Origin of the sequence: Phenylobacterium sp. (assembly GCF_036402295.1) — a bacterium.
In the GTDB taxonomy this organism is placed as follows: domain Bacteria; phylum Pseudomonadota; class Alphaproteobacteria; order Caulobacterales; family Caulobacteraceae; genus Phenylobacterium.
In genome coordinates this window covers 1-23,791 of sequence record NZ_DASWTE010000075.1, presented here as the reverse complement: position 1 = coordinate 23,791, position 23,791 = coordinate 1, and the positions used below count along the sequence as shown (strand labels likewise).

At 69.6% G+C, this 23,791-nt stretch carries 17 protein-coding genes; 7 read left to right on the top strand and 10 right to left on the bottom strand.

All coding sequences use genetic code 11. The annotated features are described in order from the left end of the window. A partial coding sequence (locus VGD44_RS04940; RefSeq protein ID WP_331084477.1) for a TonB-dependent receptor occupies nucleotides 1-1,146 on the top strand: 1,146 nt, incomplete at its 5' end. Between the two features lie 210 nt (nucleotides 1,147-1,356). Here the strand turns inward: VGD44_RS04940 and VGD44_RS04935 are convergent. The 5 genes from VGD44_RS04935 to VGD44_RS04915 are packed head-to-tail and all read right to left on the bottom strand — an operon-like array spanning nucleotide 1,357 to nucleotide 9,244. After that, nucleotides 1,357-2,760 carry an aldehyde dehydrogenase family protein gene (locus VGD44_RS04935; RefSeq protein ID WP_331084475.1) on the bottom strand — a complete coding sequence of 468 codons (1,404 nt, stop codon included), beginning with the start codon at nucleotides 2,758-2,760 and terminating at the stop codon, nucleotides 1,357-1,359. 55 nt (nucleotides 2,761-2,815) lie between these two features. Continuing rightward, nucleotides 2,816-4,306: an NAD(P)/FAD-dependent oxidoreductase gene (locus VGD44_RS04930; RefSeq protein ID WP_331084473.1), complete on the bottom strand. Its 1,491-nt coding sequence runs from the start codon at nucleotides 4,304-4,306 to the stop codon at nucleotides 2,816-2,818. Between the two features lie 48 nt (nucleotides 4,307-4,354). After that, a complete protein-coding gene (locus VGD44_RS04925; RefSeq protein ID WP_331084471.1) occupies nucleotides 4,355-5,110 on the bottom strand; it encodes a DsbA family protein in 756 nt (251 codons plus the stop codon). A 31-nt stretch (nucleotides 5,111-5,141) separates the two neighbouring features. Continuing rightward, complete coding sequence (locus VGD44_RS04920; protein ID WP_331084469.1) at nucleotides 5,142-6,533, bottom strand: M48 family metalloprotease; 1,392 nt, start codon at nucleotides 6,531-6,533, stop codon at nucleotides 5,142-5,144. A gap of 53 nt (nucleotides 6,534-6,586) precedes the next feature. Continuing rightward, entirely contained in the window at nucleotides 6,587-9,244 is a 2,658-nt protein-coding gene (locus VGD44_RS04915) for a ribonuclease E/G (protein WP_331084467.1), read from the bottom strand. A 444-nt stretch (nucleotides 9,245-9,688) separates the two neighbouring features. Between VGD44_RS04915 and VGD44_RS04910 the strand changes: the two genes are divergently transcribed. From VGD44_RS04910 to prfB, 3 genes are all read left to right on the top strand, one after another. Next, nucleotides 9,689-10,897, top strand: coding sequence for an N-acetylmuramoyl-L-alanine amidase (locus VGD44_RS04910; protein ID WP_331084465.1), 1,209 nt, complete (start codon nucleotides 9,689-9,691; stop codon nucleotides 10,895-10,897). 211 nt (nucleotides 10,898-11,108) lie between these two features. Further along, nucleotides 11,109-13,448 (top strand): penicillin-binding protein 1A, encoded by a 2,340-nt coding sequence (locus VGD44_RS04905; protein WP_331084463.1) that lies wholly within the window; start codon nucleotides 11,109-11,111, stop codon nucleotides 13,446-13,448. A 77-nt stretch (nucleotides 13,449-13,525) separates the two neighbouring features. Further along, a protein-coding gene (gene prfB, locus VGD44_RS04900; RefSeq protein ID WP_331084461.1) for a peptide chain release factor 2 occupies nucleotides 13,526-14,636 on the top strand; the annotation gives its coding sequence in 2 pieces (ribosomal slippage) (nucleotides 13,526-13,594 and nucleotides 13,596-14,636; 1,110 coding nt in all). On the opposite strand, the gene VGD44_RS04895 is transcribed toward prfB, so the two are convergent. The 4 genes from VGD44_RS04895 to tyrS form a co-directional block, all read right to left on the bottom strand. Then, the gene (locus VGD44_RS04895; RefSeq protein WP_331084459.1) at nucleotides 14,637-15,044 is read right to left on the bottom strand and encodes a polymer-forming cytoskeletal protein; all 408 of its coding nucleotides are present in this window, start codon (nucleotides 15,042-15,044) and stop codon (nucleotides 14,637-14,639) included. It lies immediately after the preceding gene. Next, the gene (locus tag VGD44_RS04890) at nucleotides 15,025-16,179 is read right to left on the bottom strand and encodes a M23 family metallopeptidase (RefSeq protein ID WP_331084457.1); all 1,155 of its coding nucleotides are present in this window, start codon (nucleotides 16,177-16,179) and stop codon (nucleotides 15,025-15,027) included. Before VGD44_RS04890 ends, VGD44_RS04895 begins: the two co-directional genes overlap by 20 nt. A gap of 139 nt (nucleotides 16,180-16,318) precedes the next feature. Next, complete coding sequence (locus VGD44_RS04885) at nucleotides 16,319-16,780, bottom strand: peroxiredoxin (RefSeq protein WP_331084455.1); 462 nt, start codon at nucleotides 16,778-16,780, stop codon at nucleotides 16,319-16,321. Nucleotides 16,781-16,831: 51 nt separating this feature from the next. Further along, nucleotides 16,832-18,088, bottom strand: coding sequence for a tyrosine--tRNA ligase (gene tyrS / locus VGD44_RS04880; RefSeq protein ID WP_331084479.1), 1,257 nt, complete (start codon nucleotides 18,086-18,088; stop codon nucleotides 16,832-16,834). 257 nt (nucleotides 18,089-18,345) lie between these two features. Here tyrS and VGD44_RS04875 point away from each other — a divergent pair, with 257 nt between their 5' ends. Together VGD44_RS04875 and VGD44_RS04870 are read left to right on the top strand one after the other, a co-directional pair. Continuing rightward, nucleotides 18,346-19,449 carry an anhydro-N-acetylmuramic acid kinase gene (locus tag VGD44_RS04875; RefSeq protein WP_331084453.1) on the top strand — a complete coding sequence of 368 codons (1,104 nt, stop codon included), beginning with the start codon at nucleotides 18,346-18,348 and terminating at the stop codon, nucleotides 19,447-19,449. Nucleotides 19,450-19,460: 11 nt separating this feature from the next. Continuing rightward, nucleotides 19,461-20,753: an amidohydrolase gene (locus VGD44_RS04870; RefSeq protein WP_331084451.1), complete on the top strand. Its 1,293-nt coding sequence runs from the start codon at nucleotides 19,461-19,463 to the stop codon at nucleotides 20,751-20,753. Here VGD44_RS04870 and VGD44_RS04865 read toward each other — a convergent pair. Beyond that, the gene (locus VGD44_RS04865) at nucleotides 20,716-21,744 is read right to left on the bottom strand and encodes a mechanosensitive ion channel family protein (RefSeq protein ID WP_331084449.1); all 1,029 of its coding nucleotides are present in this window, start codon (nucleotides 21,742-21,744) and stop codon (nucleotides 20,716-20,718) included. The two genes, VGD44_RS04870 and VGD44_RS04865, sit on opposite strands and share 38 nt — an antisense overlap. Before the next feature lie 136 nt (nucleotides 21,745-21,880). On the opposite strand from VGD44_RS04865, the gene VGD44_RS04860 reads away from it, so the two are divergent. After that, nucleotides 21,881-23,695, top strand: coding sequence for an NAD(P)/FAD-dependent oxidoreductase (locus VGD44_RS04860; RefSeq protein WP_331084446.1), 1,815 nt, complete (start codon nucleotides 21,881-21,883; stop codon nucleotides 23,693-23,695). The last annotated feature ends 96 nt before the right edge of the window (nucleotides 23,696-23,791 follow it).

The following is a 23,791-nucleotide window of genomic DNA, read 5'->3' as shown; positions in this document are numbered from 1 at the left end:
GGCGAGGGCTGGAAGGCCAACACCTACGCCCAGTTCTACGACTGGGACATGTTCTCGAACCCGACCTACGCCAACCCGGACGGCACGAGCGCGCAGATCCACCAGTTCGACCGCCGCTGGGTGCTGGGCTTGAAGGCCGAGCGGACCTTCGTCGTTTCCGACGCGCTGGAGGTCCGGGTAGGGACCGAGAACCGCTACGACGACATGGACAAGGTGGGCGTGACCCAGACGTCGGCACGTCAGCTCGTGCAGTCGCTGGGGCTCTACCGCGTGGAGGAGGCGTCGGCGGCCGGCTATGCCGAGGCGAGCTGGCGGCCGGTGGACAAGCTGCGGGTGGTCGCGGGACTCCGAGGCGACGCCTACTGGGCGGACATCGCGGCGCGCGACGCGGCCGCGGCGGCGTTGGGGGAGGGCGATGCGGACGACGCGATCCTCTCGCCGAAGATCTCGCTGGCTTATGAGCTGACGGAGCAGCTCGAGCTCTATGCGAACTGGGGCCGCGGCTTCCACTCCAACGACGCCCGCGGCGCGGTGGCCGCCACGCCGGTGCCGCTGCTGGTCAAGGGGACGGGCAAGGAAGCCGGCGCGCGACTGCAGCTGGGGACCTTCAGCCTGACCGCCACCTACTACCGGCTGAGCGTCGGCAGCGAGCTGCGCTTCGTGGGCGATTCCAACGCGGTCGAGCCCACGGGCGCCAGCCGGCGCCGTGGTTACGAGATCGTGGCGTTCTGGAAGCCGCTGCCGTGGCTGGCGCTGGACGGCAACTACACGGCCAGCCACGCCCGCTACCGCAACGGCGACCACATCCCGAACGCCTTTGAGAACGCGGCCGCGGCCGGCGTCTCGTTTGTGTCGGACACCTGGGAGGGCAGCGTGCGCGTCCGCCACCTGGGTCCCTCGCCGCTGATCGAGGACAACTCGGTGCGCGACAAGGGCAGTACGGTCGTGAACCTGCGGGCGGCGAGAAAGTTCGAGAATTTCGAGCTTTACGGCGACGTGCTCAACGTCCTCAACAGCCGCGACAAGGACATCGCCTACCTCTACGAGAGCTTCATCCCGGGGTTCGACGCGGCGCCCGTCGAGGGCCGGCTGAGCCGGGTGGTGGAGCCGCGAACGGTGCGGGTGGGGGCGACCTACCGCTTCTGAAACGGCCGCTGTAACAGCGCCTGCAACCGTTCAGTGCGGGCGCGGTGGCGGGCGCAGGCTTAGGGTCGGGGATGGAGGTGTGCGCGGCGTGGCGAAGGACTGGCGTCGTTTGGCGCCGGCGCCCAAGAGCGCCATACGCTTCACGTCAGCGGCCACACCTCCACCCAACCCTCATCCGTCGAGGAGGAGGGCTAAGGAGGATCCACGCGTCTATCGGGCCATGTTCAGGACCTGGACCTGCGTGAATTCCTTCAGGCCTTCCTCGCCCAGTTCCACGCCGACGCCCGAGAACTTGGCGCCGCCGAAGGGCAGGTGGGGCTGCAGGTCGGCGTGCTTGTTCACCCAGACCGTGCCCGACTCCATGTGTTCGGCCAGGCTCCAGGCCTTCTCGGTGTCCTTGGCCCAGATCGAGCCGCCCAGGCCGTAGATCGAAGCGTTGGCGCGCCGCACGGCGTCGGCCGGGTCGGAGTACTTGATCACCGGCATGACCGGACCGAACTGCTCCTCGTCCACCAGCTTCGCGCCGTCGGAGATGTCGCGGACGATGGTGGGCTGGATGAAGTAGCCCTTGTCGCCCTTGCGCCCGCCGCCGGCGATGACCTTGCCGTCCTTCCTGGCGCTCTCGATGAAGCCCAGCACCTTCTCGAACTGCTGCTTGTTCTGCAGCGGGCCCATCTGCGTGCCCTGCTCGAGGCCGTCGCCGACCACCATCTCGTCGGCCAAGCGGGCCAGTTCGTCGCACATGGCGTCGTACATGCTCTCGTGCACGTAGATCCGCTTGGCCGCGATGCACACCTGGCCGGCGTTCTGCATGGCCGCGCCCAGCACCTTCGGGGCGGTCTCCATGAGGTCGACGTCGTCCAGCACGATCAGGGCGTCGTTGCCGCCCAGCTCCAGCGACACGCGCTTCAGCGCGTCGGCGGCGCTGGCCATCACCTTCTTGCCGGTCTCGGTGGAGCCGGTGAAGCTGATCTTGCGGATGCCCGGGTGCTTGGTCATCTCGCCGCCCAGGTCGTTGGCGTCGGCGATGATGTTCACGACGCCCGGCGGCACGATGTCCTTGATCAGCTCGCCCAGCTTGAGCGCCGTCAGCGGCGTGGTCGGGGCAGGCTTCACGATGACCGTATTGCCGGCCAGCAGCGCCGCCGGGACCTTGAAGGCCATCAGGATCATCGGGAAGTTCCAGGGCACGATGCAGCCCACCACGCCCAGGGGTTTGCGCCGCACCTCGATCCGCGAGGTGGCGTCGTCGGCGACCACCTTGGCGTCCAGGTTCAGGCTCGCGAAGTAGCGGAAGAAGGCCGAGGCGCCGAACACCTCGCCGGTGGCGTCCTGCAGCGGCTTGCCCTGTTCCTGGACGAGCAGGCGGGCGAGATCGGCGAGGTTCGCCTGGATGGCGTCGGCGATCTTCACCAGCACGGCGCGGCGCTCGTCGATGGAGGTGGCGCTCCAGGCCGGGAAGGCGGCTTGCGCCGCGGCGACGGCCTGGTCCAGCTGACCCTTCGAGGCCCGCGCGCAGGTGGTGAACACCTCTTCGGTGGCCGGATTGACCACGTCCAGAGTGGCGTCGCCCTCGACGAGGGCGCCGTTGATGAGCAGCTTGTAGTCGGACATTCGTTCCTCCCGGGAATTCTTCGGAAGGCAGGCAACGCCCTTTACGTCAGGGCGGTCAAGCGGCGGCCTGAACGCGGTCCTTGTCCGCCGTTGCCGAAACGCCGACTTTCTCAAACATTTCCGAGCGATCCGGGCCGCTCTTCATGGGATAAAGGTCGGCGTTCTTCGCCTTGCCGCGGGCCCAGACCTTCACGATCTTGGCCAGGTTCTTCGGCTGCCGCAGCCAAGCCTGCGGGTGCTCCAGCATGTGGAAGCCGCGCAGGAACGCGCGCAGCAGGTCCACGTCCTCGCGGATGGCGATGGCGACGCCGTCCTCCAGGAAGCTCCGCATCACCTTGCCTCGCAGGCTGGGCTTCGGGGCGGGGAGCAGGGCGGCGCGGGCCCGCCGGATCGCGCCCTGGTCGGCCTTGCGCATGAAGTCGTAGTAGGGCCGCAGCTCGCGCTCCAGGCTGTCGCGGTAGACCATCAGGCGGGCGGCCGGATGCGCGGTCGAACCAAGCGCATCGGCCAGCAGGTAGGCGCTGACCGCCGCGAACGAGCAGCCGCGGCCGTAGAGCGGGTTGGTGCGCACCACGCTGTCGCCGACCGGGAAGAAGCCCCGCACGGCCGGCTTGCTGGCCGGCGTCAGCTCGCGCCAGCGGCTTTCCAGCTGGCCCATGCCGAACACGCGGCTGGTGGGCGTCGTCCGTTCGGGGTCGATCCAGGGGGCGACGCCCGGCAGCTCGCGGCACATGGCGTCGAAGATCTCGGGGTCGACGATCGCCTTGCGCATCTCCTCCTCGACCTCGGGGGCGCAGAGCGTGATCGAGAAGCAGCCGTTGTCGCCCGGGAAGACGCCGAACTTCAGGTAGCCGAGATCGCCTGTCGTGCCGGCCCGCGTGCGCGGCGGCTCCTCGCAGCCGGGATTCAGCCGGTAGTGGCGGGTGAAGTAGATGACGCCGCAGGGCTCCGAGCTCTCGGGGATCTTCACGCCGGCGGCGGCCAGGTGCTCGAAGGCGCTCGAAGTGCGTCCGGCGGCGTCGACGACGAGGTCGGCGGCGAGCTCGCTGCCGTCCTCCAGCACGACGCCCGTCACCCTGGGCGGCGCGCCGGGCTCGATGATCAGGTTCTTTACGAAGGTCTGCGGCCGGAGCGCGACGCCCGGCAGCCCCTCGGCGTAGCGGCGCATCACCAGCTCCAGCGTCGTGCGCCGGCTGGTCAGGATCGCCAGGTCCGCGTCGATCGGCGCGGGGGTGTAGTGCGCCTTGTGTTGCGCGGTGAGGCCGCCCTCGAAGCCCAGCTCGCGGCACCCTTCGGCCTTCAACGCTTCGAGCAGGGCGGGGTGGCGGTCGCGGACGATGGTGCGCAGGCGGGCCAGGAAGGCGTGGCTGTGGCGCAGGTGGCCGACGCCGCGGCGCTGCCACTCCTCGAAGGCGACGTCGGCGCCGCCGTCCGGTGGCGGCGGGTCGCGGTCCAGCACGGTGATCTCGCGATCCGCGCCCGCCAGCGCCATCGCCGTCCAGAGGCCGGCCATCCCGGCCCCGATCACCACCACCCGTTCGCTCATCCCGCTCCCCTCAGAGACCTGGAGGGCCAGTTTAGCAGAGGCCGAACTTTACGTCGGGGAGGCCGGCGCCGTGGCCGGCGGGCGCTTCAGCTCCTCGCCCTTCACCTTGGCGAGCGCCGCCTTCACCGCGTCGATGTCGGCCCCGGGGATCACGTAGTCGCCGACGACGAAGGCCGGCGTGCCCTGCAGGCCGAGGGCGCCGGCCAGGGTGCGGATGTCGTTGAGCTGGGCGGTGATGGCGGGGCTGGCGGCGGCCTTGCGCACCGTGGCCGGGTCGAGGCCGGCGCTGATCAGGTGGCGGTCCAGCGCCGCCTCGTCCAGACCGCGGTCCTCCATCCACGCCTTGTAGAGGACAAGGCCCTTGCTCTTGCCTTCGTAGGTCAGCGCCATGCGCGCCGCGGTCTCGGAGACCTCGCCGAAGATCGGGAACTCCTTGAAGACGAAGCGGACGTCCGGGTTCTGCTCGATGAGCTTGACCATCTCGGGCGCGACCACCTTGCAGTAGCCGCAGCGGTAGTCGAAGAACTCGACGACGGTGAACTGGCCCGCGGGGTTGATCACCAGGTCGCGGGGATCGCGCTCGATCTGCTGGCGGTGCTTGGCGACCGCAGTGGCGCTGGCCTTGGCCGCTTCCAGCACCTGCTTCTCGCGCAGCTTCAGCGCAGCTTCCTGGATCACCTCCGGGTGCTCGAGCAGGTAGGCGCGCACCTTGTCGCCGAACGCGTCGTCGGCCGGCTTCTGGCAGGCGGAGAGGGCGAGGGCGGCGCAGGCGGCCACGGCGAGGGGGGCAGCGGTCAGCTTCATCGGATCCAGATGGGGTTGGGCGACCGGCCGCTCAACGCCGCGAGCTCGCCACCGAGCCCTCGCGGGCGAGGTCGCGCAGGTCTTCGCGGGTGGGCTCGGCCACGAGCACGATGTCGGTGGCGCGCCGCCACTCGGGCGTACCGCGGGTCAGCATCTCGCGGGCGCGCATGGCGAACACTCGGGCCTGGCGCTTGTCGCCGATGTAGAAGTTGTATTCGGCGGTCGCCAGGCGGGCGAGGCCGTCCTCGCCCAGCTTGTCGTGCGCCTCGGCCAGCAGGCGCCAGGCGACGGCGTTGTCCTCTTCCTGGGTCAGCGCCCGCTTCAGCTCGACGACGCCCTCGGCGACCTTCTTCTTGTCGTCCAGCGCGATGAGGGTCTGGCCGAGATTGACCCGCAGGAGGGGCGCCTCGGGCTTCAGCGCGACCGACTTGCGCTGCGGCGCCTCGGCCTCCTCGGTGCGGCCGAACTCGAACAGGATCTGGCCCTTCAGCTCCCACAGGTAGGGGTTGTCGGGCTGCTCGGCGAGCAGGGCGTCCACCAGCTTCAGCGCGCGGTCGGGCTCCTTGAGCTGGTAATAGGCGATCGCGCGGGCGTAGCGCGACGGGTAGTCGGCGGCCTTCTCTTCGTACTTGGTGATCGCCACCTGCGGATTGAGGAAGCCGTCCAGCTTGGCCTTCATGATGGCGTGCTCGGCCATCGCCTCGGAGCTGTCGGTCTTGTTGTAGTTGGGCTGCACCTCGACCTTGCGGCGCAGAGATTCGATGCGGTCCGACGAGATCGGGTGGCTGCGGAAATAGGCGTAGCGCCGGGCCTCGTCGAAGACCTCCTGGTAGCGGAAGTTGTCGAAGAACTCGGCCAGGCCCTTGCCGGACAGGCCGGCGCGGTCGAGCAGGGCGGCGCCCGCCTGGTCGGCGCGGCCTTCCTGTTCGCGGCTGTAGCCCAGCGCGCCCAGGGTTCCGAAGTAGCTGGCGCTGCTGGCCAGACCCGCGGCGGCCTCGGGCGAGCCCGCGAGCGCGGCCAGCACGCCCAGGCCCATGGTCAGCAGGAACGGTTTCATGCCGGCCGTGCTCATCTCGCCGCGCCGGGCGCTGTGGCCGGCGGCCAGGTGCCCGACTTCGTGGGCGATGACGCCCTGTAGCTCGTTCGGGTTGTCGGACTCGAGGATCAGGCCGGTGTTGAAGCCCATGATCCGCGGGCCGGCGAAGGCGTTCAGCTCCTTCGATCCGATCAGCACGATCTCGACGTTCTTGGAGTCGATCCCCGCCGCCTTGAGGATCGGCTCGGAGTCCCTGGCCAGGATCTCCTCGATCTCGGTGTCGCGGATCAGCGACTGGGCGGCGGCCGGGCCCGCGGCGACCGCGAGGCCGGCGGCCAGCACCGCCGCCATCGCGAACCGCGAAACCGACCGGAAAGGGGAATTCATGCTCGACACTCTTGGAAGTCCGACGTCCCCCGATCCGGTCGGATGCTAGCCGGTTAACCGCGTCGCCACCACCCTCTGCGCGGCGCCGGCGCAGGGCCGCGGATCTCGGTGGGATCGGGTTCCTTGGCCGCGGGAGCCGGTTCCGGTTCGGGCGCAGGCTCGGGCGCGGCGGTCACAGCCTCGACGACCGGCTCGGGCGCGGGAGCCTCGGCGACGGCCGCGGCGGCCTTGCGGCTGCGCGAGCGCTTCGGCTTGGCCGCGGGCTCGTCGACGTTGGCCGCGACGGGCTCCGGCGCCGCCTCGGGCTCGGGCTCGGGCGGCGGCGTCAGGACGACGGCGGGGGCCGGAGCCTCCGCGACCTCGGCGACCGGCTCGTCGCTGCGACCACGGCCGCGGCCACGGCTGCGACGGCTGCGCTTCGGCTTCTCTTCCGCCTCAGGCAGTTCGACCCAGATGTCGTCGTCACTGCCGCCCGCGGCGACGGACGGCGCAGGCGCCGCGATCGCCGCGGCCTGCGGGATCGCCGCCGGCGCTGCGTCGTTGGCCGGCGGAGCGATCGGCTTCAGGTCCTCCGCGGGGTCGTACCAGACGAACGGGTCGTCCCCGTACGGCACCCAGGGGCGCACCCAGGAGAACGCGTCCTGCGGACGGCCCTCGTCGCGCGTACGCCGGCCGCCGCGGCGGCCCCGGCGGCGGCGGCGGCCGTCCCGATCGTCGTCGTCGCGGTGCGGACGCGCCTCGCGCTCGGCGCGCGGATGCTCGGCGCGCGGCTGCTCAGGACGATCGCCCGTGCGCTCGTCGTCGCGCCGGCCGCGCCGGCGACGCCGCCGGCCGCGACGGCCGCCTTCGTCGTCGTCACGGGGGCGACGGTCCTCACGCGCGTTGCGCGCATGGGCCTCGTCGTCGTCGGTGTCCTCGCGCTCGAGGTCGTCTTCGTCCTCGTCCTCTTCTTCGTCTTCGACGGCCTCGTCGTCGAAGTCGTCATCCTCGGCGACCGGCAGGAAGGCCTGGACCGCGGCCACGGCCGGCGGTGCGTGGTCGGCGCGGGTCTCCATCGAGGTGCGCTCGATGGCGTGCTCGGCGTGCGCCATCTCGTCTTCGATGACGATGGTGACGAACAGGCCGAACGCCTGGTGCAGCCGCGCCAGGTGCGACCGCTTCTCGTTGAGGATGTAGAGGCCGACGGCGCGCGGCACGCGCAGCGTGGCCTCGCCGCCGCCCTTCAGCGCCTCGATCTCCAGCGCGCGAAGCGACGCCAGCGCGCTCGATTCCACCGAACGCACCCGGCCGGTGCCCTGGCAGTGCTCGCAGACGTGGGTCGTGCCCTCCAGCACACCGGTGCGGCGGCGCTGGCGGCTGATCTCCATGAGGCCGAACGGGCTGATCTTGCCCATCTGGACCCGGGCGCGGTCGTCCTTGAGCGCGTCCTTCAGCTTCTTCTCGACCGCCCGGTTGTTCTTCGACTCATCCATGTCGATGAAGTCGATGACGATCAGGCCGGCCAGGTCGCGCAGGCGCAACTGGCGACAGGCTTCCTCGGCCGCCTCCAGGTTGGTCTTCAGCGCTGTGGCCTCGATGTTCCGCTCCCGGGTGGAGCGGCCGGAGTTCACGTCGATGGCGACCAGCGCCTCGGTCTGGTTGATCACCAGATATCCCCCCGAACGCAGGGGCACGACCGGGGTGTAGATCTGGCTGAGGTGGTCCTCGACGCGGTGTTTGACGAACAGCGGCGTCGGTTCGCGATAGGCCATCACCTTCTTGGCCTGGCTCGGCATCAGCATGCGCATGAAGTCGCGCGCTTCCTTGTAGCCGGCCTCGCCCTCGACCCAGACCTCGTCGATGTCCTTGTCGTAGAGGTCGCGGATCGTGCGCTTCACGAGGTCTTCCTCCTCGTAGATGAGCGCCGGCGCGATCGAGTGCAGCGTCGTCTCGCGGATGTTCTCCCAGAGGCGCAGCAGGTAGTCGTAGTCGCGCTTGATCTCGGCCTTGGTGCGCTTGGCGCCGGCCGTCCGCACGATCAGCCCCATGCCCTGCGGCACGTCCAGGCTGGTGACGACGCTCTTCAGGCGCTTGCGGTCGGTGGCCGTGGTGATCTTGCGGCTGATGCCGCCGCCCCGGGCCGTGTTCGGCATCAACACGCCGTACCGGCCGGCCAGCGACAGGTAGGTGGTCAGCGCCGCGCCCTTGTTGCCGCGCTCCTCCTTGACGACCTGGACCAGCATGATCTGCCGGCGGCGGATCACTTCCTGAATCTTGTAGCGGCGCATGAGCCGGCGGCGGCGGCGCGCCAGCTCTTCTTCCATCACGTCGTCTTCGTCGTCCGAGCCGACGTCGGCGTCGTCGTCGTCATCGCCGCCCATTTCGGCCTCGCCGTCGCCGTTGCGGCCGCGACGGCCGCGGGCAGGGCGCTCGTCGTCGTCGTGGTCCTCGGCCTCTTCGCGAAGCAGCGCTTCGCGGTCGGCGACCGGGATCTGGTAGTAGTCCGGGTGGATTTCGTTGAAGGCCAGGAAGCCGTGGCGGTTGCCGCCGTACTCGACGAAGGCCGCCTGCAGCGACGGCTCAACGCGCGTCACCTTGGCGAGGTAGATGTTCCCCCGAAGCTGCTTCCTGTTCTGGCTCTCGAAATCGAACTCTTCAACGCGGTTCCCGTCGACGACCACCACACGCGTCTCTTCCGCGTGGGCTGCGTCGATCAACATAGTCTTGGGCATAAGTCTCTCCGCGGCGCGCGGGGGCTACGTGGCCCGGGCGCTGCCGGCAAATGGGACGAGCGCGCGCGTAGCCCGCGAGCGCGCCGGAAACGGCGGCTCGGAGGGCCTTGGGGCCAGAAGTGGCTCGAGCTGCGCAGCTCATCGGGTGTGTTCCTACGCGTCCCGAGGGGCGCGGATCGGATAGTGCGTCGCTGCCGAATACACGGCCGAAGCCGACGCCGGGTGGTTGTGGCGCGTCGCGTTCGGGCCCGGTTCGGGCGCTGCGGCGCGGCGCGGCGGGACATTAGCAACACCGGGACCCAAAAGGAAAGCCGATGCTCGCGTTCTGCGGGAATAGTGGGCGTGAGGTCGCAATACCTCGTTAACCCTTTGTCCACAGGCCGCCTCGCTATATGGCGCTTCCATTCGCTTTCTGCGAATCTCCGTTTGTTTCGGGGCGTTAGGATGCTCGGGCGGCTGAAGAGCGCGGCAGGACGGAATCGGGGGCGGGCGCTGGTCGCAGGCGCCGTCGTGGCCGTGGGCCTGGCCGCCTTCGCCGTGGGCCACGCCGCGACCGAATCCGTCGGCCTGCTCAAGGTGCGGATGGGCGGCGATTCCGCCGAGACCCGACTGGTCGTCGAACTTGACGGCGCCACGAGCGCCAAGGTGTTGTCCGACGGCGCCGCCGACGGCCGCGTGGCCGTCCTGTTCTCGGGCGTCACCGCCGCCGAGGTCCAGCAGGGCGCCGGTCGCGGCGTCGTGAAGGCCTGGACGGTCGAGAAGGCGCAGGGCGGGGCGCTGCTGCAGATGGAGCTGGCGGGTCCGGCCCTGCTCAAGCGCCGCTTCCTGCTGCCACCGGCCGACGGCGTGGCCAGCTATCGCTATGTGATCGACGTCGCCGCCCGGCCCGGCGCGGTGATGACCTCGGCGGCAGGCGCGACGCCGGTCCCGCAGATCCGCACCCAGTTCCTGCCGGTGAAGCGGCCGGCGCTGCCGCTCAAAAAGGTCGTCGTCATCGACGCCGGCCACGGCGGCAAGGACGCGGGCGCGCAGGGGGCCTCGGGCTACGAGAAGGACATAAACCTGGCCGCCGCCCTGACGCTGGCCGACCAGCTGGGCCGCAGCGGCCGCTACAAGGTGGTGCTGACCCGCGCCTCCGACGTCTACATCCCGCTGGAGACCCGCGTGCGCATCGCCCAGCGCGCCGGGGCCGACCTCTTCATCTCGCTGCACTCCGACTCTGCGCCCGAGACCAACCTCAAGGGCGCCTCGGTCTACACCCTGTCGGACAAGGCCTCGCAGCGGGCCACGCGCTTCGTCAGCCGCGACGACTGGTTCATGAAGGCCAGCCTGACCGGCGACCAGGGGGTGCGCGACATCCTCTTCGATTTGACCCAGCGGGCCACGCGCAATCGCTCGGCGGTGTTCGCCCAGACGCTGGTGAGCAACATCGAGGGCAGGGCGCCCATGCTGCGCCACAGCCACCGCGACGCCGGTTTCATGGTGCTGCTGGCGCCCGACGTGCCGGCCGTGCTGCTCGAGATGGGCTTCGTGAACAACCCCGAGGATGAGGCCCGCTTGCGCGATCCCGCCGCCCGCACGCGCCTGATGCGCGCGGTGGCCGGGGCCATCGACGCCCACTTCGGCGAACCCCTGACGGTCGCGTCGCGCTGACGCAGGAGGGCCGCGCGCCCGTTGGCGCCCGCATCGACACACGCTAGACGACAGGTCTGGAGCGCCAAGAGCCCGATCTGAGTTGACTTCCCCCGCCAGTCCCGAACGGCCGACGCCCCCGAAGCCCACACCTGGGCCGGGCGGTCCCCCCAGATGGTTCGGCATCGCCGGGATCGCATTCCTGAGCTTCGTCGCCCTCGCGGCGGTCTGCGTGGGCGTCTACGCGGCCTGGCTGTTCCACGACATGCCCGATGCGGCCGATCTGGTGGACTACCACCCGCCGACGGCGACCCGGGCCTATGCCTGGGACGGCACTCTGATCGGCGAGTTCTCCCGCGAGCGCAGGATCTTCGTGCCCTACGAGGCGATCCCGGCGCAGACGGCCCAGGCGTTCCTGGCGGCCGAGGACCACGGCTTCTTCAAGCACGGCGGCGTCGACGTGGGCGGCTTCGGCCGCGCCATGATGAAGAACGTGCTGAACCTGGCGCAGGGCCGGCGTCTGGAGGGCGGCTCGACCATCACCCAGCAAGTGGCCAAGAACATCCTCCTGACCAGCGACCAGACGGTCGGGCGCAAGCTGAAGGAGGCGATACTGGCCTCGCAGCTCGAGCAGACGCTCTCCAAGGAGCGGATCCTCGAGCTCTACATGAACGAGATCTGGCTGGGCTATCGCTCGTACGGGGTGGGCGCGGCCGCCTACAACTACTTCGGCAAGTCGCTCAGCGAGCTCACCCTGGCCGAGAGCGCCTATCTGGCGGCGCTGCCGAAGGGTCCGGACAACTACCACCCGATCCGCCGCACCGAGCAGGCGATCGGCCGCCGCAACTGGGTCATCGACCAGATGGCCGACTTGGGCTGGGTCACCCGCGCCGAGGCCAACGCGGCGATGAAGGAGCCGCTGAAGGTCCAGCAGGCGCCGACGCGCTCGCAGTATCGCGACGCCGACTATTTCGTGGAGGAGGTGCGCCGCATCGCCCTCAACATGGAAGAGCTGGGCGACGAGCGACTGAACGCCGGCGGCTACTACATGCGCACGACGCTGGACCCGCGCCTGCAGAGCGCGGCCAAGCAGGCGCTGATGAACGGGCTGGAGACCTACGACCGCCGCCACGGCTGGCGCGGCGCGTTCGGCCACGTGACCACGCTGGACGGCTGGGAGGACGTCGCGCGCAAGACCACCAAGCCGCGCGAGCGCCAGGAGTGGAGGCGGGCCGTGGTGCTGAGTGTGGCCGGCGGGACCGTGCGGGTGCGCAACATCGAGGGCGCCGAGGGCGTCATCGCCGGCCAGGACATCGCCTGGGCCAGGGCCGGCCGAGGGATCGGGGTCGGCGATCTCGTGTTCGTCGAAGCGGACAAGGACGGCTCGGGCGCCTTCCGCCTGAAGCAGGTGCCGGCCGTGAACGGCGCGCTCGTCGCCATGGAGCCCTACTCGGGCCGGGTGGTCTCGATGGTGGGCGGCTACTCGTTCTCGCTGTCCAGCTTCAACCGCGCCACCCAGGCTCTGCGCCAGCCCGGCTCGGCCTTCAAGCCGATCGTCTACGCCGCGGCGCTGGAGAGCGGCTATACGCCCGCCAGCACCGTCATGGATGCGCCGATCACGCTGCGCGGCTACGGCGGCCAGGACTGGAGCCCGGAGAACTACAGCCGCGACTACTACGGCGCGCTGACGCTGCGCCGGGGCCTGGAGCTGTCGCGCAACACCATGACCGTGCGCCTGGCGCAGAGCGTCGGCATGACCAAGATCTCGGACCTCGCCATTCGCCTGGGCGTGACCAAGAAGATGGACAAGGTGCTGGCCATGGCCCTCGGCTCGGGCGAGACCACCGTCTACCGGATGGCCGGGGCCTATTCGACGTTCGTGAACGGCGGGCGGATGGTGCAGCCGCACCTGATCGAGGTGGTTGAGGACCGCAACGGCAAGGTGATCTGGCGGGCCGACCGCCGCGAGTGCGACCGCTGCACGGCGGGCTTCTCGGGCGCGGAGAGCCCGCGCATCCTGCGCGGCGGCGAGCAGGTGATGGACCCGGTCACCGCCTACCAGATCACCTCGTTCCTGGAAGGCGTGGTGCTGCGCGGCACCGCCACCCAGGCTTCGTCGATCGGCAAGCCGCTAGGCGGCAAGACCGGCACGACCAACGACTATCGCTCGGCGTGGTTCATGGGCTTCTCGCCGCACCTGGTGGTGGGCGTCTACATCGGCTTCGACGACAATCGCAGCCTGGGCAACAACGAAACGGGCGCGGTCGCCGCCGTGCCGATTTTCACCGAGTTCATGGGCGAGGCGCTGAAGGACAAGCCGGCCGACCCCTTCAAGGCGCCGGCGAACGCCAAGTACGCCTCGATCCGCGGTATCCGCGAGGCGTTCCGGCCGGGCACGGAGCCTGCCGCCTCGACCATCGGCCTGGGCGCCGCCGGGACGCCGGTCGGCCCGCAGCCCTACGACAAGGTCTTCGGCGACGGCCAGGTCACCGGCGCGCCCAACGCGGCCGCCGCCGTGGCCCCCCCGCCGCCTGCGCCGAAGAAGAAGGACGACCTGTCCGACTTGTTCTGACTCCGCCTGGGTGATCGCCTTGCCCTGGGGGGCGCAGCAGGCTAGAGCCCGCGACCTTACGTATTGGGAGTCTCTCCATGAGAGCGGATGTCGAGGCCGCCAAGGCCGACATCGAGCAGTCGATCGAACTGCTCAGGAGGCGTCTTTGACTGGGAGCCCGCGCTCCGCAAGCTCGATGAGCTGAACGCCCGGGTCGAGGACCCGACCCTGTGGGACAATCCCGCCGAGGCCCAGGCCGTCTCCCGCGACCGCTCGCGGCTGTCGGCGCAGGTCGAGGCCGTCCAGGCGCTGCAGCGCGACCTGGAGGACGCCATCGGCTACGCCGAGATGGCCGACGAGGAGGGCGACGAGGCCAGCCTCGAGGAGGCCCGCGTCCAGTTGAAGGCCATCAAGGAGCGCGCCGGCCGCGCCGAGCTGGAGGCCCTGCTGTCGGGTGAGGCCGACGGCAACGACGCCTTCGTCGAGATCAACTCCGGCGCCGGCGGCACCGAGTCCAACGACTGGGCGGGTATGCTGCTGCGCATGTACACGCGCTGGGCCCACGCCCACGGCATGGAGGTCGACTTCCTGGAGGAGACGTCCGGGGAGCAGGCCGGCATCAAGTCGGTCACGCTGCAGGTGAAGGGCCCGAACGCTTACGGCTGGCTGAAGACCGAGGGCGGCGTGCACCGCCTGGTGCGAATCTCGCCGTTCGACGCGGCCGCCAAGCGGCACACCAGCTTCGCGTCGGTCTGGGTCTATCCGGTTGTGGACGACACCATCGAGATCGAGATCAACCCCGCCGACGTGCGGACCGACACCTACCGGGCCTCGGGCGCGGGCGGCCAGCACGTGAACAAGACCGACTCCGCGGTGCGCCTGACGCACTTGCCCACCGGGATCGTGGTGGCCTGCCAGAACCAGCGCTCGCAGCACCAGAACCGCGACCAGGCCTGGAAGCAGCTGAAGGCCCGTCTATACGAGGCCGAACTGGCCAAGCGCGAAGCCGCGGCGCAGGCGCTGGAGGACCAGAAGACCGACATCGGCTGGGGCCACCAGATCCGCAGCTATGTGCTGCAGCCGTACCAGATGGTGAAGGACCTGCGCACCGACGTGGAGACGAGCGACACGCAAGGGGTGCTCGACGGCGACCTCGACCAGTTCATGGGCGCGGCGCTGGCCCAGCGGGTCGGCGCGACGCGGGAGTAGCTATTCGGCGGCGACGACGCTCAGCGTGGGAGCCTCTTCGGCCGGCGCGAGCGCCAGGCTGCGGCCCTCGAAGTGGGCGCCGGCTTCAATGGAAAGCTCGGCGTGGCTGATGTCGCCATCGACGCGGGCGCTGGCCCACAGCTTGACGCGCCGCGCGCAGATCACGCCGGTCACGCGGCCGCGGATCTCGACCGCGTCGGCGTGGATCGAGCCGTTCACGCCGCCCGTCTCGCCGATGACGAGCATGCCGACCCGCAGATCGCCGTCCACCACGCCGTCCAGGTGAAGGTCGCCCTTCGACTCCAGATTGCCCGTGATGCGCACGTCCTCGGCCACCAGCGAGGCGGCGGTCAGCTTGCGCGGCTGGGACGTTTCGGGAGCCGCGTCTTTAGTTGCTTTGGAGAACATACTGCCCGGCCTTGAGGAAGCGGCCCGGGTTCTGGGCCCGTCCGTTGACCCATACCTCATAGTGCAAATGGGTCCCAGTCGATCGCCCGGTGGATCCCATGGCTGCGATCCTTTGCCCCACGCCGACGTGCTGGCCGGGGCTGACCGCGAAGCTGGACAGGTGGGCGTAGCGGGTCTTGAGGCCGCGGCCGTGATCGATCTCGACGACGTTGCCGTAGCCGGCGCGGCGGCCGACGTAGGCCACCACGCCCGGGCCGGTCGCGTGGATCGGCGTCGCCTGGCCGCCCGAGAAGTCTAGGCCGGAGTGGTAGGCGGGCCGGCGGGTGAACGGGTCGAAGCGCACGCCGAAGCCGCTGGTCTGCGCGCCGTTGCCCGTGGGGCGGGCGAACGGCAGGTCCTCGGCGGCCGCGGCCAGCGACTGAGCCTCGTTGAGGTCGCGGGCGGCGCGCTGGATGCGCACGGCGAAGTCGTCGTCCACGTCCAGCACGGCAGCCAGAGCGCGCGGGTCCTTGGAGTCGATCAGGGGTCCGCCCAGGGCGCCGGCGCGGTCCACGAAGGAGGAGGGTGACAGGCCGGCCATGCGGAACGCCATCCGCAGCCGGTCGGCCCGACCCTTGGCGAAGGTGTCGGCGGCCTCAAGCAGCTGCTCCTGGCCGATGCGCACCTGCTCGACGCGGCGAACGGGGCTCGCGTCCTCATGCGCCAGCGCGCGGGTGATGGCGGGACTCAGCGCCTCGGCGGCGCCGGGCGCGCCCTTCAGGTCGGTGAGCAGCAGGGCCAGGGCGGCGTGGCGCTTCTCGATCGAGGCGGCCATGTCGGTGTTCGAGCCCGAGGCGGCGTTCAGGCGCGCCATGGCGCTGTCGAGGCGGGCCTGGCGATCGGCGACGTAGCGCTCGGACTGGGACTTCAGCTTCGCGATCTCGCGGTCGGCGGCCGACGCGGACAGCAGGTTCACAAGCATCGCGGCGGTGCAGACGCCCATCCAGAGCGCGCTGGCGGCCACGCCGCCGGCGAGGATCAGCTGCTTTTTGGTGGTCAGGACGAAGGCCTTCATGGCTCCGCCCGAACGGACATAGAGATGCCGTTCCGGAAACAATTCGACGAGCGAGCGCCCAAGCTGCGTGAAGCTCTTCATACTGCCGCGGAGTCCCCATCCCTCGGTGGCCGCGATATGCGACGACTTTTTTGCAGCAGGCAAGCCGGTTACGGGCGTGATCGGCCCTGAAGCGACCAGGGGTCGCAAGTGAACATCGTTTACCGGTTACAGCTCAGCTCTAGATCGTCTTTGCCGCATCCAGCACCTGCTGCGCGTGATTGGGCACGCGGACCTTGCGCCAGATCTTCGCGACCTTGCCGTCCTTGATCAGGAAGGTGGAGCGGTCGATGCCCATGTACTTGCGGCCGTAGAGGCTCTTCTCGATCCACGAGCCGTAGCGTTCGACGGTCTCGCCGGCCGGGTCGGCGCCCAGCTTCACGGCCAGGTCGTACTTGTTGGCGAACTTCTTGTGGGAGGCGACGCTGTCCTTCGAGACGCCCAGCACGGCGACGCCGGCCTTCGCGAACTCCGACGCCAGCGCCGTGAAGTCCTGGGCCTCCTTGGTGCAGCCGGCGGTGTCGTCCTTCGGATAGAAGTAGAGCACCAGCGTCTTGCCCTTGAAGTCGGCGAGGCTCACCGGCCCGTCGGGGGTCTCGAGGCTGAAGTCGGGCGCGGGGGCCCCTTCCACGACGTCGGTCATTCCATGAACTCCAGGTCCGTCGCCGGGTGGTCCCGGCCACGGGAAGGGGGTTTAGACGGGCTTCACCAGGACGATCTTCTTCTTGCCGGCCGCCAGCTTCACGACTCCGTCGACCAGATCGGCCCCGGTGATCGTGCGGTTGGCGTCGGTCTCGGCCTGGTCGTTGACGCGCAGGCCGCCGCCCTGGGCCAGGCGGCGCGCCTCGCCCTTGGAGCCCGCGAGACCCGCCGTGACCGCCAGCTCGGCGAGCTGGACGCCGGCCTCGAGCTGGCTTGCGGCCACGTCAACCGTCGGCAGGTCTGCGGAGAGGCCGCCCTCTTCGAACGCGGCATGCGCCGCGGCGGCGGCTTTCCCGGCCTCCGCTGCGCCGTGGAGCATCCGGGTGGCCTCGTTCGCCAGCACCTTCTTGGCCTCGTTGATCTCGGCGCCCGGCAGACTTTCCAGCCGCGCGATCTCGTCGAGGGGGAGGTCGGTGAACAGGCGCAGGAACCGGCCCACGTCGGCGTCCTCGGTGTTCCGCCAGAACTGCCAGTAGTCGTAGGGGCTGCGCATGTCGGCGTTCAGCCACACGGCTCCGCCCACCGTCTTGCCCATCTTCTGGCCGGAGGCGGTCGACAGCAGAGGCGTGGTCAGGCCGAAGGCGGGCTTGGCCTCGACGCGGCGGATCAGTTCCACGCCGTTGACGATGTTCCCCCACTGGTCCGAGCCGCCCATCTGCAGCAGGCAGCCGCGGGTGCGGGCCAGCTCCAGGAAGTCCACCGACTGCATCAGCATGTAGTTGAACTCGAGGAAGGTCATCGGCTGCTCGCGCTCGAGCCGCGCCTTGACGCTGTCGAACGCCAGCATGCGGTTGACGGTGAAGTGCACGCCGTAGTCGCGCAGGAACTCGACGTAGCCGAACTTCGACAGCCACTCGTCGTTGTCGACCATTACCGCATCGGTCGGGCCGTCCCCGAACGTCAGGAACTTGGCGAACACCGTCTTGATGGAGGCGATGTTGCCCTGGATCTGGGCGTCGGTGAGCAGGGGGCGCGACTGGTCCTTGTCGGTCGGGTCGCCGATCTTGGTGGTCCCGCCGCCCATCAGCACGATCGGCTTGTGGCCGGTCTGCTGCAGCCGGCGCAGCATCATGATCTGGATGAGCGAGCCCACGTGCAGCGACGGCGCGGTGGCGTCGAAACCAATGTAGGCCGTGACCACGCCCTTGGTGGCCGCCTCGTCCAGCTCGGCCGGATGGGTGACCTGATGGATGTAGCCGCGCTCCTGAAGCACCTTCAGGAAGTCGGACTTGAACGCGGGTTCGGTCATCGTGGGCGGAATCTCATGGGCGGGCGCCGCGCGCTCTAGCACGCCGACGGCGGGAATATCGAGGGACATGGCTGGCTCCGAGTGACGTGAGGGAAGCCGGCGTTCTCGGATTGTGCGGGAAGAGCGCCGGCCGGGTGGGCAGGCGCGTGAGATCGGTCGCCTGCTACAGGGGCAGGCGGTAATAGCGGCCGAAGCGGGCGGCAGGTCCGATCATCGCGGGCTAGCTAGCGGTTCCCGGACATGGCAGTCAAGCTGACATGCTCGTGCTGGGATTCATGACGGGGACGTCGCTCGACGCGGTCGACATGGCCGTCCTCGACACCGACGGCGAGACGATCACCGCCTTCGGGCCCGCCGGCGAGCGCAAGCTCTCCGACGCCACCCGCGACGTGGTGCTGGAGGCGACGCGGCAGGCGCTGGCCTGGGCGCGCGGAACGCCCGAGCCCGCCATCTTCCGCCATGCCGCCGAGATGGTCGCCGAGGAGCACCACGCCGCCGCAGAGGCGTTCCTGCAAGCGAATGGCCTGTCCTGGCCCGACCTGGACCTCATCGGCATGCACGGCCAGACGGTGCTGCACGAGCGGCCCGCCGATGGCGTTCCCGGGCGCTCGGTGCAGCTGGGCGACGCTGGCCTGCTTGCGAGGCTGACCGGCCGGCCTGTGGCCTACGACTTCCGCTCCGCCGACCTCGAAGCCGGCGGGGAGGGGGCGCCGCTGGCAGCCGCCTATCACGTGGCCCGGGCGAAGGCCTCGCAGCTCGCGCCGCCGCTGGCGGTGCTGAACGTGGGCGGCGTGGCCAATGTCACCTGGTGGGCCGGCGGTGACGATTTCACGGCGTTCGACACCGGGCCGGGCAACGGCATGCTCGACCTGCTGGTCCAGGCCCGCGGGGCCGGCCGCTACGACGCCGGCGGCAAGTATGCGAGCGTCGGGCGCGCCGACGAGGGCGTGGTGCGGGCGCTGCTGGCGCATCCCTACTTCCAGAGCCCGCCGCCCAAGTCGCTGGACCGTTACGACTTCTCGCTGGAGCCGCTGGACGCCCTGCAGCTCGAGGACGCCGCCGCCACGCTGGTGGCCTTCGCGGCCGAGGCGGTGAAGCTCGCCTTCGAGACGCTGGGCCAGCCGAACGAGGTGATCGTCACCGGCGGCGGACGCCTGAACCCCGAGATCATGAAGGCCTTGTCGGAGCGCCTTCCGTCGCCCGTGAAGGCGGCCGAAGAGCACGGCTGGCGCGGGGACTCCATCGAGGCCGAGGCCTTTGCTTACCTGGCGGCGCGCGTGAAGCGCGGCCTGCCGATCACCTTCCCGAAGACCACCGGCGTGGCGAAGCCCATGACCGGCGGCCGTATCGTCAGACCTTGAGGGGTAAGTTCATGAGCAAGCGTATCTGGATCGCGGCGGCTGCCGTCATGGCGACGGCGTGGGCGACCCCGGCCGCCGCGCAGACCTTCGACAAGGCGGTGTTCGACGCGGCCAAGACGCTCCAGCCCAAGGTCGTCGCCTGGCGGCGCGACATCCACGAGCATCCCGAACTGGGCAACAGCGAGGTCCGCACCGCCAAGCTGGTGGCCGACCACCTGAAGAGCCTGGGCATCGAAGTCCGCACCGGCGTCGCCAAGACCGGGGTCGTGGGCGTCCTCAAGGGCGGCCGGCCAGGCGGCGTCGTGGCCCTGCGCGCCGACATGGACGGGCTGCCGGTCAAGGAGGACACGGGCGTCCCCTTCGCCTCCAAGGCCACGGCCACCTACAACGGCGCGACCGTGCCGGTGGCGCACGCCTGCGGCCACGACGCCCACGTGGCGATCCTGATGGGCGCGGCCGAGGTGCTGGCGAAGATGAAGGACCAGATTCCGGGCACGGTGGTCTTCCTATTCCAGCCCGCCGAGGAGGGCCCGCCGGCCGGCGAGGAGGGCGGGGCGCAGCTGATGATCAAGGAGGGCGCGCTCGACAATCCCAAGCCCACCGCTGTCTTCGGCCTGCACGTGGTGCCCGGCGAGCCCGGCTCGCTGATGTGGCGGCCCGGTCCGATGATGGCCGCCTCGGATCGCTATTCGGTCAAGCTCAAGGGCAAGCAGACCCACGGTGCGAACCCCTGGTCGGGGATCGACATCGCCTCGATGCAGGCCGAGATCGTGCTGGCTTTCAACCAGATCGCCGCGCGGCAGATCAACGTCACCCGCACGCCCACGATCCTCACGGTCGCCACGGTGCACGGCGGCGTCCGCTACAACATCATCCCCGACGATTTCGAGTTGGCCGGGACGCTGCGCACCTTCGACCCCGAGCTGCGCAAGGACGTCATGGCCCGCGCCGAGAAGGCGGTTGAGAGCATCGCCGCGCGCTACGGCGGCTCGGGCAAGCTGGAGTGGGGCACGCCCAATCCGGTGACCAGCAACGATCCGGCGCTGACGGCAAAGATGAAGCCCACCCTCAGCCGCGCGGCGAGGGGCAAGGTGAAGGACGACATCGACTTCATCACCGGCGCCGAGGACTTCTCGTACTACCAGCTGAAGGTCCCGGGGGTGTTCTACGACCTGGGCATCGGCTTCCCGAAGGGCGTGAACCACTCGCCGTTCTTCAATGTGATGGACGAAGGCGCGCTGGAGGTCGGTGTGCGCGCGCAGGCGCTCACGGCGCTGGACTATCTGGCGAGCGCGAAGCGGTAGGATCGTCCTCGTCCTCCACCTCGGGCGCCGGGCGGGCGAGGTCGTCGGCGGCGTCGTTGACGGTCGCGACGGGTTCCGCGGCGGCGCGCCGCTTGGGCGGCTCGAGGCGGAGCGTCTTGAGCGCCGCGTCCGCCTCCTCGCCGAAGAGGCTGCGCAGCCGCACGTCCATCTGCGGGTAGGGGATCTCGATGCACGCGCGCTCCAGCGCGTCGGCGATGGCCCAGGTGTAGGCGGCCTGCATCGCCGCCGGTCGCTTCACCGCGTCCAGGGTCGGCCACACGAGCAGTTCGAACTTAAGGCCTGACTCACCGAAACCGACCAGCCAGACCTGGCTCCTGTGCGCGTCGGTCTCTGCGATCGTGAACGGCACGCTGCGCGCGGCCTCGAGCACGACGTCGCGCACCTTCTGGCGATCCGAGCCGTAGGCGACGCTGAAGGGGATGTGGATGCGCCGGGTGCGGTTCTGCAGGGTCCAGTTGATGACTGGGCCCTCGATGAAGCTGGAGTTGGGCAGGACGAGCTCGACGTTGTCGTTGGTCCGCACCCGCACCGCCCGGGGGCCGATCTCCTGCACCAGGCCGCGCTTGCCGTTCTCCAGTTCGACGTAGTCGCCGACGTTGAGCACGCGGTCGAAGATGAGGACCAGGCCCGAGACGAACTCCTTGACGATGCCCTGCAGGCCGAGGCCCACGCCCACGCCGACCGCGCCGGCGAAGATCGCCAGGCTCGAGAGGTTGAGGCCGACGGTGGACAGCCCCGCCACGAGCCCGATGATCGTCAGGCCGTAGATCGTGAGCTTCTCGACGATGTAGAGCGCTTCGCGGCCATGGCGCGAGCGCGCGCGCACCCGGCGGATGACGGCGCCGATCAGCCGCGCCGCCAGCAGGAACACCGCGACGACCGCTAGGCCGGCGAGCACCCCGCCTAGGGTCACGGGTGTTCGTCCGATAGCGAACAGGACGAAATCGCCGATCGCGTCGATCTCTGCCATCTGCAGCGGCAACACCGATCACAGCCAAGCCGTTCCCGAACGCGCACCGGGGCTTCGGCCGTGACCCGACGTCACGCTTGCCGTTCAAACGGATGTTCGGCAGGCTGAACGCCGATAACCAAAGTGGGAGGACGCGATGGCGGACGATAAGCCGGAGATCACCGGGGCCGATGATCTGGGCTTCGATCCCAACGCGCTGCGGGACAAGTACCGCGCCGAGCGAGACCGCCGCGTCCGTGCGGACGGCAACGAGCAGTACATCGATATCAGCCGCTTCGCGCACTACCTCGACGACCCCTACGTCGAGCGCGTCGAGCGCGCGCCGGTCACCGACGAGGTCGAGGTGGTGGTGGTCGGGGGCGGCTTCGGCGGCCAGCTGGCGGCGGCGCGTCTGAAGGAAGCCGGGATCACCGACGTCCGCATCATCGAGAAGGGCGGCGACTTCGGCGGCACCTGGTACTGGAACCGCTACCCCGGCGCGGCCTGCGACATCGAAAGCTACATCTACCTGCCGCTGCTGGAGGAGGTGGGCTACCTCCCGGTCGAGAAGTACAGCCGCGCGCCCGAAATCCTCAGGCACAGCCGCGCGATCGGCGAGAAGTTCGGCCTGTACGAGGGCGCGCTCTTCCAGACGGAAGTGAAGGCCATGCGCTGGGACGAGGAGACCGCGCGCTGGACGGTCGAGACGAACCGGGGCGATGCGCTGAAGGCCCGCTTCGTCGTCATGGCCAACGGACCCCTTCACCGTCCCAAGCTGCCCGGCATTCCCGGCGTCGAGACCTTCAAGCGCCACAGCTTCCACACCAGCCGCTGGGACTACGACTACACCGGCGGCGACTCGAACGGCGGCCTGACCAAGCTGAAGGACAAGCGGGTCGGCATCATCGGCACCGGCGCCACGGCCGTGCAGTGCGTGCCGCACCTGGGCGAGTGGGCCAAGGAGCTCTACGTCTTCCAGCGCACGCCGTCGTCGATCGACGTGCGCAACAACCGGCCGACCGACCCGGAATGGGCCGCCAGCCTGCAGCCCGGCTGGCAGCAGGAGCGGATGGACAACTTCAACGTCCTGGTCTCGGGCGGCTTCGCCGACAAGGACCTGGTCAACGACGGCTGGACCGACATCATCGGCAACATCCTGCTGCTCGCCCGCAAGAAGATGGAGGCCGGCGAGGTGGTCGAGAATCCGGCCGCCCTCATGCAGCTGGCCGACTTCAAGAAGATGGAGCAGGTCCGCGCCCGCGTGGACAGCGTGATCCAGGACCCCGCAACGGCCGACGCGCTGAAGCCCTGGTACAATCAGTTCTGCAAGCGGCCCTGCTTCCACGACGAGTACCTGGCCGCCTTCAACAGGCCCAACGTCCACCTGGTCGACACCCTGGGCAAAGGCGTCGAGCGGATCACCGAGACGTCGATCGTCGCCAACGGCCAGGAGTACGAGGTCGACTGCCTGATCTACGCCACGGGCTTCGAGGTCGGCACCGACTTCACGCGCCGCTCGGGCTACGAGCTGCATGGCCGCGCCGGCCAGACGCTGACGCAGAAGTGGGCGAATGGCATCGAGACCTTCCACGGCCTCTACAGCCGCGGCTTTCCGAACTGCTTCATCATCTCGAACTCGCAGTCGGGCTTTACCGCCAACTTCCCGCACATGATCAACGAGCAGTCCAAGCACATCGCCTATGTGCTGAAGAGCGCGGTCGAGCGTCAGGCGCGCACGCTGGAGCCGTCGGTCGAGGCCGAGGCGGCGTGGGTGCAGACGATCATCGACCTGTCGATCATGCGCGAGGCGTTCCTCAAGGAATGCACCCCCGGCTACTACAACAACGAAGGCCAGCCCGAGCGGATGGCCAAGCAGAACGGCTCGTACGGCGCGGGCCCGGTGGCCTTCGCCAAGGTGCTGGAGGACTGGCGCGCCGAGGGGTCGCTGAAGGGGCTCGAGCTGAACCGCTGAAGGCGGCGTCTGCACGGGTCCTGCACATGAACCGGACCGCCTCCGCGCGGCGGTCCGGCTAGGTCCGCGACCGAGTCGGGCCGAGAGTGTCCCCAA